This window comes from Corallococcus sp. CA041A (assembly GCF_003612075.1).
GTDB classification, from domain to species: domain Bacteria; phylum Myxococcota; class Myxococcia; order Myxococcales; family Myxococcaceae; genus Corallococcus; species Corallococcus exiguus.
Window position 1 is genome coordinate 2,528 of record NZ_RAWF01000052.1, and the last position, 16,063, is coordinate 18,590.

The window sequence follows — 16,063 nt, forward strand, 5'->3', positions numbered from 1 at the left end:
ATGGCTTCCACCCCTGAGCAGAAGCGCGCGCGGCTGGCGGAACTGCTGCGCGAGAAGCGCCGCCCCACGTCGCGGGTGCCGGCGTCGTTCGGTCAGGAGCGCATGTGGTTCCAGGAGCGGCTGGCGCCCGGACAGACCGGATTGAACCTGCTCTTTTCGGTACGCCTGGAGGGCCTGCTCGATGTGCCCTCGCTGGCGGGAAGCCTGAACGAAGTGGTGAGCCGCCACGCGGTGCTGCGCACCACCTTCGTGGAACAGGACGGACGGCCGTGGCAGCGCATCACGCCCGAACTCGACGTGCCCCTGCCCGTGGTGCCAGTGACGGATGCCGCGGAGGCCTGGCGAAGATTGCACGAAGCGGCTCGCGCGCCGTTCGACCTGGAGCAGGGTCCACTGCTGCGCGCCGTGCTCTTCGCTGTCTCCCCCACCGAGCACCTGTTGCTGCTCGCGCTGCACCACACCGTGTCCGACGGCTGGTCCATGGGCCTGCTGGTGCACGAACTGGGCCTCATCTACGAGGCCCTGGCTTCGGGCGGGGCGCCGGTGCTGCCCGCGCTGGCACTGCAGTACGCGGACTTCTCCGTGTGGCAGCGGGAGTCATTGAAGGGGGAGGCGCTGGAGGCGTCGATCGACGTGTGGCGCTCGCGGCTGGATGCGCGGGCAGTCCTGTCGCTGCCCACGGATCGGCCTCGCGCAGGACAGGCGGACAGCCGGGGCGCGACCGTGTCCTCGATGCTTCCCACCGCGCTGGTCCAGCGGCTCTCGACCCTGGCGGCGCAGGAGGGCACCACCCTCTTCACGGTGTTGCTCGCGGGCTTCAAGGCGTTGCTCATGCGCTACTCCGGGCAGGACGACCTCACGGTCGGAACGCCTGTCGCCGGACGCTCGCGCGCGGAGCTGGAGCCGCTGGTCGGGTTGTTCGTCAACACGCTCGCGCTGCGAACATCGCTCACGGGGGATCCATCGTTCCGCTCGCTCATGGGCCGCGTGCAGGCAACGTCGGTGGAGGCCTTCGCGCACCAGGACGTGCCCTTCGAGAAGCTGGTGGAGGTGCTCCAGCCTCCGCGTCAACTGGACGTACCGCCGTTCTTCCAGGTGATGTTCGTCCTGCAGAACACGCCCCTTCCGACCGTGCGCCTGCCCGGGCTGTCGCTGGACGCGCAGGTGGTGGACAGCGGCTTCGCGCAGTTCGACCTCACCCTCTTCGCCTTCGAACAGGCGGACGACCTGCGCCTCACCGCCGAATACCGCACCGCCCTCTTCGATGAGCTCACGATGGTGCGGCTGATGAGACACCTGCGCGTCCTGCTGGAGAACGCAGTCGCGTGGCCGGATGCGCGCCTGTCGGAGCTGTCCCTCCTGGATGAGACCGAGCGGCAGCGCGTGCTTCATGCGTGGAACGGGCCCCGGGAAGCGTTTCCTCGCGGGGTGCTGCTGCAGCAACTGGTGGAAGCGCAGGTGGCTCGCACTCCGGACGCGGTGGCCGTCACGTTTGAAGAGACGGCGCTCACCCATGCGCAGCTGGATGCCCGGGCCAACCAGCTCGCGTGGCACCTGCGGTCCATGGGCGTGGGGCCGGAGGTTCGCGTCGGGCTGATGCTGGAGCGGTCGCTGGAGCTGGTGGTGGCGCTGCTCGCGACGTTGAAGGCAGGAGGGGCGTACGTTCCGCTGGATCCGGCCCTGCCAGCGCAGCGGCTCGCGTGGATGTTCGAGGACGCCCGGCCCGCCGTGGTGCTCATCCAGGAACGGCTGGTGGCGCGGCTGCCCGCTGGGGACTCCGTGCCGGTGCTCCGCCTGGACTCCCAGTGGGCGGAGGTAAATCGGCATCCGTCCGGCGCGCCGCCTCCGGTGGCCTCCGAGGACGCGCTGGCGTACGTCATCTTCACCTCTGGCAGCACTGGGCGGCCGAAGGGCGCGATGAACGCGCACGCGGGCGTCGTCAACCGGCTCCTGTGGATGCAGGGGGCGCTGCCGCTGTCACCGGGCGACGCGGTGTTGCAGAAGACGCCGTTCAGCTTCGACGTGTCCGTGTGGGAGTTCTTCCTGCCGCTGATGACGGGCGCGCGGTTGGTGGTGGCTCGGCCCGGAGGACACCAGGAGCCGGACTATCTGGCGGACCTCATCGCGCGGGAGCGGATCACCGTCGCGCACTTCGTGCCGTCCATGCTCCAGGCGTTCCTGGAAGCACCCGGCCTGCAGCAGTGCGCGTCGCTGCGCCAGGTGGTGTGCAGCGGTGAAGCACTGCCGCGGGAGCTGGCTGAACGGTGCCTGGCGCGGCTGCCTCGCGCGCGGCTGCACAACCTCTATGGCCCCACCGAGGCCGCGGTGGATGTCACCGCGTACGAGTGTGTCCGCGGCGCGCTGGGGCGCTCCGTGCCCATCGGGTATCCGGTGGCGAATACGGTGATCCGGCTGCTGGACGCATCGCTGCGGCCGGTGCCCCTGGGTGTTCCCGGAGAGCTGTTCATCGGGGGTGTGCAGGTGGGCCGCGGGTATCTGGGCCGCCCGGACCTGACCGCGGAGCGCTTCATCCCGGACGCGTACAGCGACACGCCCGGGGCCCGGCTGTACCGCACGGGGGACCTTGCCCGGTGGCTGCCCGATGGCGCCATCGAGTACCTGGGCCGAACCGACTTCCAGGTGAAGGTGCGCGGGCTGCGCATTGAACTGGGCGAAATCGAGGCCGCGCTGGAGCAGCACCCCGCCGTGCGACAGGCCGTCGTCGTGGCGCTCCCGGGCGTCACGGCGAGCGACACGCGGTTGGTGGCGTATCTCGTCGGAGGGACGGACGTGGCGGGGACGGAGGCCCTTCGAGCGTTCCTCTCGGAGAGGCTCCCTGAGTACATGGTGCCCGGTGCCTTCGTCTCGCTGGAGGCCCTGCCCCTGACGTCCAGCGGAAAGGTCGACCGCAGGGCGCTGCCCGTGCCGGACATGGCCTCGGGGGTGGTTCAGGAGTACGTCGCGCCGCGCAATCCCACGGAGGAGCAGCTGGCTTCGCTCTGGGCGGATCTGCTGCGCGTGGAGCGCGTGGGCGTGCACGATGACTTCTTCGCGCTGGGGGGACATTCGCTGCTCGCCACACAGCTCCTCTCGCGCATCCGGGCGGCGTTGCAGGTGGAGCTGCCCCTGCGTGCGGTCTTCAAGGCGCCCACGCTCGCGGCCCTGGCTTCGGCGCTGGAGGAGGCACGAGGCCGGAGCGAGGGCCTCCAGGCGCCTCCCTTGCGCCCTGTGAGCAGGGAGGGCGAGCTCGCGCTGTCCTTCGCGCAGCAGCGCCTGTGGTTCCTGGAGCAGCTTCAACCCGGTGGCGTTGCATACAACCTGCCCGGGACCGTGCTGCTCGAAGGCGCGCTCCATGTTCCAGCGCTGCGGCAGGCCCTGGATGCGCTGATCGAACGCCATGAGGTGCTGCGCACCACGTTCGCCTCCGGGGCCCACGGGCCGGTCCAGTGCATCGCGCCCCCGTCGTCATGCCCGTTCGAGTTCGTGGACCTGGAGGACCTGCCGCCTCCGGGCACACGTGATGCCCGGCTGCGGGACTTCGTCGCCGCGCAGGCGCAGCGGCCCTTCGACCTGGCGCGGGGCCCGATCTTCCGCGCGGTGCTCGTGCGGATGGAAGAGACGCGGCATGTGCTGCTCGTGCTCACGCACCACATCGCTTCGGACGGCTGGTCCACGGGGGTGCTCGTGCGCGAGTTGGTTGCCCTCTATCGGGCCTTCGCTTCCGGCCAGCGTCCTTCGCTTCCGCCACTTCCCATCCAGTACGCCGACTTCGCCGCGTGGCAGCGCTCCTGGCTTCAGGGAGAGGTGCTCACCTCGCAGCTTGCGTGGTGGCGGGAGCAGCTCGCGGATGCACCTCCGCTCTTGATGCTTCCCACGGACCGGCCGCGCCCGGCGGCGCAGACGTTCTCGGGGGACCAACTCGCGGTGCGGCTGTCCCGGAAGCTGACGGACGGCGTGCATTCCGTGGCGAGACAGGCGGGGGCCACCCCCTTCATGGTGCTGCTGGCCGCGTACCAACTGTTGCTGTCCCGGTATGCCGGACAGGACGACGTCAGCGTGGGCGCTCCGGTCGCGGGCCGCACCCGTTCGGAGTCAGAGGGACTGATCGGATTCTTCGTCAACACGCTGGTGCTGCGTGCGCGCATCGATCCACGCGCTTCGTTCCGGACGCTGCTCGCCCAGGTGCGCGCCACGACGCTCGGCGCCTTCGAACACCAGGACGTCCCATTCGAGAAGCTGGTGGAAGAACTCCAGCCCGCACGCGACCCGAGCCATACGCCGTTCTTCCAGGTCACCCTCACCCTCCAGAACGCACCCACCGCGGAGTGGCGGCTGCCGGACCTCACGCTGCGCGAGCTGCCTCCTCCCTTCACTCCGTCGAAGTACGACTTCAGCCTCATCCTGGAGGAGTCGCCGGACGGCATCACCGGCAGCCTCCATTACAACACCGACCTCTTCGACCCGGCCTTCCTCCAGGCGTTGTTGCAGGGCTACGCCTCGTTGCTGGAAGCGCTTCCCGGACAACTGGAGGTCCCGGTGGCGCAGCTGCCACTGATGCCCACGGAAGCACGGCGTCAGGTGCTGGAGGACTGGAGCGGCGTCTCCGCTGTCGGGGACTTCTCCGCGCATTCCATCACTGCCCGCTTCGAGGAACAGGCCGCTCGGGCGCCAGACGCGGTGGCGCTGGTATCCGAGTCCGGAAGCATGACCTACGCACGGCTCGATGCGCGGGCGAACCAGCTCGCGCACCACCTTCGCGCCTCTGGCATCTCCGAAGGCAGCCGCGTGGCCGTGCTGTTGCAGCGCTCGCCCGACCTCATCGTCTCGCTGCTCGCGGTGCTCAAGACCGGCGCGGCCTATGTCCCCATCGACCTGAATGCTCCGCCCGAGCGCTGGTCCCTCCTGCTTGAACAGTCCGGGGCAGGAATGGTCATCACGCTGGAGGCGCTCGCGGATGAACTGCCGTCGCTGATGACGCCACTGGTGCTGCTGGATGCGGATGCGTCCCGGCTGGCTTCGCGTCCGAAGACTGTGCCGCCGGAGCCGCGCGCGACAGGCGACCGGCTGGCCTATGTCCTCTTCACCTCGGGCTCCACCGGGACGCCCAAGGGTGTCTGTGTCCCGCATCGCGCCGTGTTGCGGCTGGTGGTGGGCAGCGACTTCATTCGCTTCGGCCAGGACGAGGTCTTCCTCCAGCTTGCGCCGGCCGCGTTCGATGCGTCGACGCTCGAAATCTGGGGCGCGTTGCTTCATGGGGCCCGGCTCGTGCTCGCGCCGCCGGGAGAGCTGTCACTCGCGCGTATCGCAGAGGTGCTGACAGGGCACGGTGTCACCACGCTGTGGCTCACGGCCGCCCTCTTTGAACAGATGGCCGTGCATCATCCGGAGGCCCTCGCTTCCGTCGCGCAGGTGCTTGCGGGCGGCGATGTGCTCCCGGCCTCTCGCGTGCGGGAACATCTGGCGCGGATGCGTCCGGGCTCGGTGTTGCTCAACGGCTACGGACCCACCGAGAACACCACCTTCTCCGCCACGCACTTGATGCAGGCAGGCGACACCGTGGAGACCGCCGTTCCCATCGGGCGACCGCTGCCCCACTCCACCGCCTACGTTCTGGATCCGGCGATGCGGCCGGTCCCTCCTGGCATGCCGGGAGAGCTGTACGTCGGCGGCGAGGGACTGGCGTGGGGCTACCTCCACCAGCCCGCCCTCACCGCCGAACGCTTCGTGCCCCATCCGTTCAGCACGACACCGGGGTCACGGCTCTACCGCACCGGCGACAGGACGCGCTGGCGCGCGGACGGCACGTTGGACTTCCTGGGCCGCACCGACTTCCAGGTGAAGCTGCGCGGCTTCCGCATCGAACCGGGTGAGGTCGAAGCGGCCCTGCGCGGACTGCCGGGCGTTCACGAAGCCGTAGTCGTGGTGCGCGAAGACGCCGCCGGAGACAAGCGACTGGTGGCCTACGTCGTTGGTGAATCTCTGGACGGCAGGGCCCTGCGCTCGGAGCTTCAGCAGCGACTTCCCGACTACATGATCCCCAGCGTCGTCGTGGTGCTGGACGCCCTGCCCCTCAACGCCAACGGCAAGCTGGACCGCTCCTCACTTCCCGCTCCCGAGGCCCCCGTGGCTTCGGCGGACACGTACGTCGCGCCTCGCGACGCGGTGGAGCAACAGCTCGCCGCCGTTTTCGCGGAGGTGCTGCACGTTCCTCGCGTGGGCATCCACGATGACTTCTTCGACCTGGGTGGCCACTCCCTGCTGGCCACGCAGGTGGTGTCGCGCGTGCGCACGACACTGGGCGTGGAGCTGCCCCTGGGCGACCTCTTCGCGGCGCCCACGGTGGAGACGCTCGCGGTCCGTGTGGTGGCCCTGCGCTCGCGGGAGGACTCCCGACCGGGGACGCCGCCGCTCGTGGCCGGGCCGCGCACGGGTCCCGTGCCGCTGTCCTACGCGCAGCAGCGACTGTGGTTCCTGGATCAACTCCAGCCCGGCAGCGCCTTCTACAACGTGCCCGGCATCCTGGTCCTCGATGGCGCGCTGGATGCCTCGGCGCTGGAGCGGTCCCTCCAAGCCCTGGTGCGCAGACATGAAGTCCTGCGCACCACGTTCGTGTCCGATGGGGACTCGCCGGTCCAGCGCCTCAATCCCGAAGCGACGCTGACGCTGTCCATCGTCTCGCTGGAGTCCACCCCCGAGGACCACCGTGAAGCCGAGGCGCACCGTCACGCAGCCTCCGAGGCCGCGCGGCCCTTCGACCTGGGCATCGGGCCTCTCGTGCGCGCCGTGTTGCTGCGGCTGGATTCACGACGTCACTGGTTGCTGCTCACGCTGCACCACATCGTCTCCGACGGTTGGTCCATCGGGGTCTTCGCTCGCGAGCTGGGCTCGCTGTACCGGGCCTTCGCTTCCGGTCAGTCCCCGGCGCTGTCTCCCCTGCCGCTCCAGTACGCGGACTTCGCCCTCTGGCAACGCTCGTGGCTCCAGGGAGACGTGCTCCAGGCGGAGCTGGAGTGGTGGCGACGGGAACTCGACGGCGCGCCCACCGCGCTGGAGCTGCCCACCGACCGGCCTCGCCCCGTCGCACAGTCGTTCCGGGGAGCTTCACTTCCCGTGGCGCTGTCCCCAGACGTTTCGGGCGCGGTGAAGGCGCTGGCGGCCCGGGAGGGCGCCACACCGTTCATGGTGCTGCTCGCGGGCTTCCAGTTGCTGTTGTCTCGCTACACGGGCCAGGACGACGTGCTCGTGGGCTCCGCCATCGCCAACCGCAACCGCGCGGAGACGGAGGGCCTCATCGGCTTCTTCGTGAACACGCTGGTGTTGCGTGCTCGCATCGATCCGCGGGCCTCGTTCCGGACGCTGCTGGCCCAGGTGAAGGCGACGACGCTCGCGGCGTACGCTCACCAGGACCTGCCCTTCGAGAAGCTGGTGGAGGGCATGCAGGGGGCTCGGGACCTGAGCCGGTCTCCGCTGTTCCAGGTGGCGTTCACGTTCCAGAACGCGCCCGTGGACGCGCTGGACCTTCCCGGCCTCCGTCTGGAGCTGCGTGGCGGGGAGATCACCACCGCGAAGTTCGACCTGGACTTCAGCCTCCAGGAACGGAACGGCGCGTTCAGCGGCGACCTGAACTTCAGCACCGACCTCTTCGCCCCCGCCACCGTCGCCCGGATGATGGCGCACTTCCAGGCGCTGCTCGGCGCGCTCACGGCCCGCCCCGCTGCGCCCGTGCGAGAGCATTCGCTGCTCGACGGCGAGGAACGCCAGCGCGTGCTCGTGGACTGGAACGCCACGCAGCGTCCGCTCGCGCCCTACACCGTGCCGGAGCTGCTCGCGGCACAGGTGCTCCGTGCACCGGAGGCCGTCGCGGTCCAGCACGAAGGCCAGGTGCTCACCTACGCAGCGCTGGCGGAACGTGCGCGGCGGCTGGCCCTGCGCCTGCGCGCCTTCGGACTCCCTCCAGAGGCACGGGTCGCGCTGTGCGTGGAGCGGGGGCTGGAGCTGGTGGTGGGGATGCTCGGCATCCTGGAGGCGGGCGGTTGCTACGTGCCCATGGACCCCGCCTATCCGCGCTCCCGCCTCGCGTTCATGTTCGAGGACGCGGGCATCTCCGCGGTGGTGGGCCAGCGGGACCTGCTGGGCACCCTTCCGGAACACTCCCTGCCCACGGTGTGCCTGGAGCCGGACGCGGAGGAAACCGGCCAGAAACCCGCGCCCGCTTCCTCGGACGTCACGGTGCGGCCGGGGCAACTGGCCTACGTGCTCTACACGTCTGGCTCCACGGGCACTCCCAAGGGCGTGGGCATCACGCACCAATCCATCGTGCACCTGGTGCGGGACACGAACTTCGTCCAACTCGGGCCGGACGACTGCATCGTGCAGGCGGGCACGCCTTCTTTCGACCTGGCCACCTTCGAGGTCTGGGGCGCGCTGCTCAATGGCGCGCGGCTCGTCATCCTGCCGCGTGAGGTGACGCTGGCTCCGGCGGAGCTGGCTCGCACGCTGCGCGAGGTGGACGCCACCACGGCCCTGTTCGCCACGGCCCTGTTCCACACGGTGGCGCGCGAAGTCCCCAATGCCTTCGCCACGATGCGCACGGTCCTGTACGCCGGTGAGGCCGCGAACGCGGATGCGGCTCGCGCGGTGCTGCGCGCGGGGCCTCCGGGCCGGCTGGTGAATCTGTATGGCCCCACGGAGACGACCGTGGGCGTCACCACGCACGACATCGTGGACCTGCCGGAGCACGCGACGTCGGTGCCCATCGGCCGGCCGATGACGCGCGTCCAGACGTACGTGCTGGATGCGCACGGGCAGCCCGTGCCCGTGGGGGTTCCGGGCGAGCTGTACCTGGGCGGCGACGGCCTGGCCCGGGGCTACCTGGGGCGCCCCGAGCTGACCGCGGAGCGCTTCGTGCCTTCACCGTGGGGTGACGTGCCCGGTGCTCGGCTGTACCGCACGGGCGACCGGGTGCGCTGGCTCGCGGACGGGACGCTGGACTTCCTGGGCCGCATGGACACGCAGGTGAAGCTGCGCGGCTTCCGCATCGAACTGAGCGAGGTGGAGGCCATCCTCCGGCAGCACCCCTCGGTGAAGGCAGCGGTGGCGGGAGTCATCGAGGATCGCCTCGTGGCGTGGTTCGTGCCCGGCGCTCCGGTGGAGGCAACGGCCTTGCGCGCCTTCGTCTCCGAACGACTGCCCGCGCCGTTGGTGCCCTCCGCGTTCGTGTCGCTGGACGCACTGCCGCTCACTCCCGTGGGCAAGGTGGACCGCAAGGCGCTGCCCGGTCCGGATGCGCGCTCGGTCGCTGGCGGGCCCGTGGCTCCGGAGCGGATGACGCTGTTCCAACAGCGCATCGCCACGCTGTTCCAGGAGCTGCTCCGCCTGGAGTCAGTGGGGCTGCACGATGACTTCTTCGTCATCGGGGGCCATTCGCTGCTGGCCACACAGCTCGTCTCCCGGCTGCGTTCGACCTTCGGAGTGGAGCTGCCGCTGCGCGCCCTCTTCGATGCACCCACCGTCGCCCGGCTCACGGAGCGTGTGGAGGCCTGGCTCCTCTCGCGTGTCGAGGGACCACGCATCCCGGCCCTCGTCGCCACGTCGAGGGACCGGGACCTGCCGGTGTCCTACGCACAGCAGCGGCTGTGGGTGGTGGAGCAGCTTCGCCCGGGCGGCAGCCACTACACCATCGCCACCGCGCTGCGGCTGGACGGCGTGCTGGACGTGGAAGCGTTGCGCCGCGCCCTGGAGCTCGTCGTCTCCCGGCATGAAGCGCTGCGCACCACGTTCGCGATGAAGGAAGGCCAGCCCGTCCAGCACGTGCACCCGGCGGGTGCATGGGAGTTGCCGGTCACCGACCTGCCCCCCATGCCCCGCGAGTCCCGCGAGGCCGAGGCCCAGCGGCGCTCCGTGGAAGAGGCCGCCCTTCCCTTCGACCTGGGACGGGGACCGGTCCTGCGCACGCGGCTGCTCCGCCTGGATGCTCGGGAGCACCTGTTGCTCCTGTGCATGCACCACATCATCTCCGACGGCTGGTCACTGGGAGTGCTCGTCCGCGAGGTGGCCGGCGCCTACGAGGCCTTCGCTTCAAGCCGGACACCCGTGTTGCCGGCGCTGCCGGTGCAGCCCGCGGACTTCGCTGTGTGGCAGCGCTCCTGGCTCCAGGGTGACGTGCTCGCGCGGGAGGTGTCGTGGTGGAAGCAGCACCTCGCCGGGGCGCCCCAGGTGCTGGAGCTGCCCACGGACAAGGCGCGTCCGCCGCTCCAGTCCACGAAGGGTGCACTGCTTCCCGTGCACCTTTCTTCTGCGGGCGTGGAACGGTTGGTGGCGTTGGGCCGCTCGGAAGGCGCGACGCCGTACATGGCACTGCTCGCGCTGTGGCAGGTGCTGCTGTCGAGGTACTCGCGGCAGGAAGAGCTGCTGGTGGGTTCGCCCATCGCCGGCCGCGACCGCTCGGAGCTGGAGGGGCTGGTCGGCTTCTTCGTGAACACGCTGGTGCTGCGCGGGCGCGTGCGTCCAGGGGACTCGTTCCGGACGCTGCTCTCCCAGGTCCGGGCCACGGCGCTCGCATCCTTCGAGCACCAGGACCTGCCGTTCGAGAAGCTGGTGGAGGAGCTGCACGTGGCTCGCGACCTGAGCCGCAACCCACTGGTGCAGGCGGTGTTCGCGCTCCAGAACGCACCCACCGGCGAGTTGAAGGCGCCGGGGCTCACGCTCCGGCCCGTGCCGGTGGACAACGCCACGGCCCGCTTCGACCTGGGCCTGTTGCTGCACGAGGCTCCGGACGGCCTGCGCGGCGTCATCGAATACAGCACGGACCTCTTCGAGCGTTCGACCGTGGAACGGCTGGCCGGACACCTGCGCACGTTGCTGGACGCCGTCGTCGCCGCTCCAGACATCCCCCTGGCCCAGGTGGAATGGCTCACCCCCGAGGAGCGCCAGCGGGTGCTCACGGCGTGGAACGACACAGGGGTGGACTACCCACGTGAGTCGAACCTCGTGGAACGCTTCGCGCTCCAGGTCGCGCAGCGTCCGGAGGCCATCGCGTTGGAATCGGGTGACGCGCGGCTGACGTACTCGCGGCTCGATGCTCGGGCGAATGCGCTGGCCTGGGTGCTGCGCTCGCAGGGCGTGGGGCCGGATGCGCTGGTGGCGGTGTGCCTGGAGCGCTCCGTGGAGCTCGTCGTCACGCTCCTGGCCATCCTCAAGGCGGGCGGGGCCTATGTCCCCCTGGATGCCGCGTATCCCGCGCGGCGCCTGGCCCTCATGCTGGAGGACGCGCCGCCCCGACTGCTCGTCACCACCCGAGCGCTGCGGGCTTCGCTGCCGGTCGCGGAGGCTGTGCCGTGCGTCTTCGTGGAGGAGACGCGCCTGGAGGAACAGCCCTCCACGGCTCCGGACGTGGCGCTCTCCTCGCGGAACCTCGCGTATGTGGACTTCACCTCCGGCAGCACCGGCCGCCCCAAGGGCGTCGCCGTGGAGCACCGGGGCGTGCTGCGGCTCCTCCACGGTGCCCCCTGGGCCCGGTTCACTCCGGACGAGACGTTCCTGCTGATGGCTCCGCTGTCCTTCGACGCGTCGACGTTGGAGCTGTGGGGCCCGCTGTTGTCCGGCGGCAGACTCGTGGTCTTCCCGCCGCAGCCACCCACGGACCTGGAGCTGCTGGGCCAGATCATCCGCCGTCACGGCGTCACGTCGCTCTACCTGTCCGCGGGGTTGTTCGCGCAGGTGGTGGACGTGAAGCAGGAGGTGCTGCGCGGATTGCGGCAGCTCTTCGTGGGCGGGGACGTCCTGTCCCCCACGCACACGCGCCGCGTGGTGGAGACGCTGGGCCTTCCTGTGGTCAACGGCTACGGCCCCACCGAGGCCACCGTCTTCACCTGCTGCCTCCGCATGGAGCGGCCCGACGACGTCCCAGCCGAAGCGATTCCCATCGGGCCTCCGCTGCCGAACACGCGGACGTTCGTGGTGGACGGCTCGCTGCGGCCGGTGCCCGTGGGCGTTCCGGGTGAGCTGCTCATCGGCGGGGACGGACTCGCGCGAGGCTACCTCTCCCGCCCGGACCTCACCGCCGAGCGCTTCATCCCCCACCCCTTCGCCACCACGCCCGGAGAGCGCGTGTACCGCACGGGAGACCGGGTGCGCTGGCGCGCGGACGGGAGCCTGGAGTTCCTGGGCCGCATCGACACCCAGGTGAAGGTGCGCGGCTACCGCATCGAACTGTCCGAGGTCGAAGCCGCCCTCCGGGACTGGCCCGCCCTCACCGACGCGGCCGTGCTCGTGCGCGAGGACGTCCCCGGCGACAAGCGGCTCGTGGCCTACGTGGTGGCCAGCGCGCTGGACGTGCAGGCCCTGCGCGAACACCTGCGGCAGCGGCTGCCCGAGTACATGGTCCCGGCCGCGTTCGTCCCCCTGCCCGTGCTGCCCCTCACCGCCACCGGAAAGCTGGACCGCCAGGCCCTGCCCGCGCCGGACGTCGCGGCGAGTGCTCGCAAGGGGCGCTTCGTTGAGCCCGCGGATCCGCTGGAGGAACAGCTCGCCACCATCTGGGCGCGGGAGCTGGGCGCCCGGAGCGTTGGCGTCCACGACCACTTCTTCGAGGACCTGGGTGGCACGTCGCTCACCGTGGTCCGCGTCGCCAGCCGGTTGCACGAGGCGCTCCAGCGCGACGTGCCCGTGGTCTGGCTGTTCGAACACCCCACGGTCCACGGACTGGCCCGGCGACTGGAGCGCGAAGGACTGCCCGCGCGTCCCGTGCCCGCCCCAGTGGCCACTCCTCCCACGACACCGGCTGAACCCTCCATGCCTGTCCAGTCCGCGCCCGCAGCCGAGCCAGAGACGACGCCAACGTTGCCGTCGAACGCCATCGCCATCATCGGCATGTCCGGGCGCTTCCCAGGCGCTGAGTCGGTGGAGGAGTTCTGGCGCAACCTGCGTGAAGGCGTGGAGTCCATCTCCCGTTTCACTCCCGAGGAATTGGAGCCGATGCCCGGCCTGCCTCCGGGCGTGTCACTGACACAGCATCCGGGGTTCGTGCCCGCGCAGGGTGTGCTCGCGGACATCGACCAGTTCGATCCCGCGTTCTTCGACATGTCCCTGCGCGAGGCGCAGTGGACCGACCCGCAGCAGCGGATGTTCCTCCAGTGCGCGTGGGCGGCGATGGAGGACGCGGGCATCGACCCCGCGCGATTCCCGGGCATCGTCTCCCTCTTCGCGGGCGCGAACGAATCCGGCTACGCGAACGAGGTGCAGCGGCACCTGCCGTTGGACTCGGCGGCGTTCTTCGAGCTGTACGGCACGGCGACCTACCAGAGCCTGCCGACGAAGGTGTCCTACAAGCTGGGGCTCACTGGCGAGAGCATGCTCGTGTACACGGCGTGCTCCACGGGGCTCGTGGCGGTGCACGTCGCGTGTCAGAACCTGTTGTCAGGCCTGTCGGACGTGGCGCTCGCGGGCGCGACGCGGCTGTCGGTGCCGCAGCGCACCGGCTACGTGCACCAGGAGGGGATGATCTACTCCCCGGACGGCCACTGCCGCGCCTTCGATGCGAAGGGCAAGGGCACCGTCTCCGGCAGCGGCGTGGCGGCCGTGGTGCTCAAGCGGCTGGAGGACGCGGTCCGCGACGGCGACCCCATCCACGCCGTCATCCGAGCCACCGCCGTCAACAACGACGGGCGCGACAAGTCCGGCTTCACGGCGCCCAGCGTGCAGGGCCAGGCGACCGTCATCACGCAGGCGCTGCGCCGTTCGGGCGTGTCGGCGACGGACATCGGCTACGTGGAGGCGCACGGGACGGCGACCCCGCTGGGCGACCCCATCGAGGTCGCGGCGCTCCAGCGCGCCTACGGCCTGGGGCCCGAGCACCGGGGCACCATCCCGCTGGCGTCGCTCAAGACGAACGTGGGCCACCTGGACACGGTGGCGGGGCTCGCGGGGCTCATCAAGGTCGCGCTGTCGCTGCGCGAGGAGGAGATTCCCCCCAGCCTCCACTTCGAGTCTCCGAACCCGAGGATCGACTTCGACGCGGGACCGTTCTTCGTCAACACGCGCCTGCGGCCCTGGCCTCGGGGGATGGCGCCACGGCGCGCGGCGGTGAGCTCGTTTGGCGTGGGCGGAACGAATGCGCACGCCGTGCTGGAGGAGGCGCCCGTCGTCCGGAGCGGGCCCACGACGCGCTCGCACCAGCTGTTCGTGCTGTCGGCGCGTTCACCGGAGTCCCTGGAGGCAGGAGCGCTGGCGCTGGCGTCGCACGTGCTGGCGGACCGGTCTCCGGAGGCGCTGGAGGCCGCGTCGTTGAAGCTGGCGGATCAGGTCCTGTCCGCGCGTTCGCCGGAGGCCTTGGAGGCGGCGGCGAAGCAACTGGCGTTGCGAGTGTTGTCGGCGCGCTCTCCTGAGTCGCTGGAGGCGTTGTCGGCCCGGTTCTCCGTGGAGGTCGCTGGGGATGAAGGGGCGTTCGCTGACGCCGCGTACACGCAGGCAATGGGACGCCGGGCCTTCGAGTACCGGAGAGCCGTGGTCGCGCGGGATGCGGCGGACCTGGCGAAGCAGCTTCGCAAGACGGCCACGCCCACGCGCTTGAAGGACGTGGAGGGCGCGCGCCGCAAGCGGGTGGCGTTCGTCTTCTCCGGACAGGGCTCGCAGCAGGTGGGCATGGGCCGGGAGCTGGATGCATCCGTGCCCGCGTTCCGCGCGCAGGTGGATGCGTGCCTGGCGCTGCTGGATGCGCCGCTGCGTTCGCGGGTGGAAACGCTGCTGCGTCCGGGACCGGGCCAGGAAGCGGAGGCGTCCGCGATGCTCTCCGACACCCGGGTCGCACTGCCGGCCCTGTTCACGGTGCAGGTCGCGCTGGCTCGGCTGTGGCAGGCGTGGGGCATCGTTCCTCATGCCGTGCTGGGACATAGCTTCGGGGAGTACGCCGCAGCGTGTGTCGCGGGCGTGCTCTCGCTGCCGGATGCACTGCGGCTGGCCGTGGTCCGAGGGGAGCTGATGCACCGGTTGCCGCCGGGCGCGATGCTCGGCGTGGCACTGCCGGCGGCGGAGGTCCAGCCGCTGCTGTCCGGACGGTTGACGCTCGCGGCGATCAACGCGCCGGACCGGTGTGTGGTCTCCGGGCCCGTGGACGAGGTGGAGCGATTCCAGGCGGTGTTGCAGCAGCGCAAGGCGGGCGCGGTGCGCATGCCGTCGGGGCATGCCTTCCACTCGGCGGACGTGGAGCCGTTGATGGCGGAGCTGGCGCGCGCGGTGGGTGCGCTCCAGCGGAACGAGCCTTCCGTGCGGTACGTCTCCAGTCTCACGGGGGCGCTATCGCGTCCGGGCGAGCTGTCCGCGCCGGAGTACTGGGCCACGCAGATGCGGCAGCCCGTGCGCTTCACCGACGCGGTGGGGACCCTGCTGGAGGAAGGGTGCAGCGTGCTGCTGGAGGTGGGGCCCGGCCAGGACCTCACCCCGCTGATCCGCGCATGCCTGGGCGAGGACCGGGAGCGCGTGAAGGCGCTCGCGTCGCTGCGCCGGGGTGGTGCGACGACGGAGCAGTCGGGGTTGCTCCAGTGCGTGGGCGAGCTGTGGGTGCAGGGGCTGGAGGTGGACTGGACCGCGTTCTACGCCCACGAGCAGCGCCGCCGCGTGCACCTGCCGACGTACAGGTTCCTGCGCAAGCGCTGCTGGGTGGAGCCTCGCGGCCAGGACGGTGCGGCCAGCGAGATGGGAGCCGCGGGACAGAACGTTGCGCCTGCGCCCATGGTGACCGTGTCCGCGCCTCGCATGGACCCGGCCAGCGACCTCCCTCAGGTCTCCGCTCCGGTCTTCCGTGATCACGCGACGGCAGGCCTGACCGACAAGCCCGCGATGGGCGCACCAGCGCAGGCACAGGTGACTTCCTTCACCGACACGCTCGCGTCGTCTCCGGCTTCGCGCGCTCGCATCGACATGCCAGGTCCGTCCTCTGCTGTGCCCACCAGCAAGAGCGCAGCAGTGGCACCTCCGCCCGAGGAGCACCCTGCCCTCCCGGTTCCAGGAGGCCGTGAGGACGCGCCTCGCGGTGACGTGGAGGTCCGCATCGCCACGCTGTGGCGTC

General features: G+C 70.6%; 1 protein-coding gene (only partly in view). It reads left to right on the top strand.

Translation table 11 applies throughout. From position 1 onward, the window contains the following. A protein-coding gene (locus tag D7V77_RS11885; RefSeq protein ID WP_120576385.1) for a non-ribosomal peptide synthase/polyketide synthase crosses the window boundary here: on the top strand, positions 1-16,063 show its 5' portion. The gene runs 16,034 nt beyond the window's last position; the window shows 16,063 of its 32,097 coding nt (coding positions 1-16,063); the start codon lies at positions 1-3; its stop codon lies beyond the right edge, outside the window.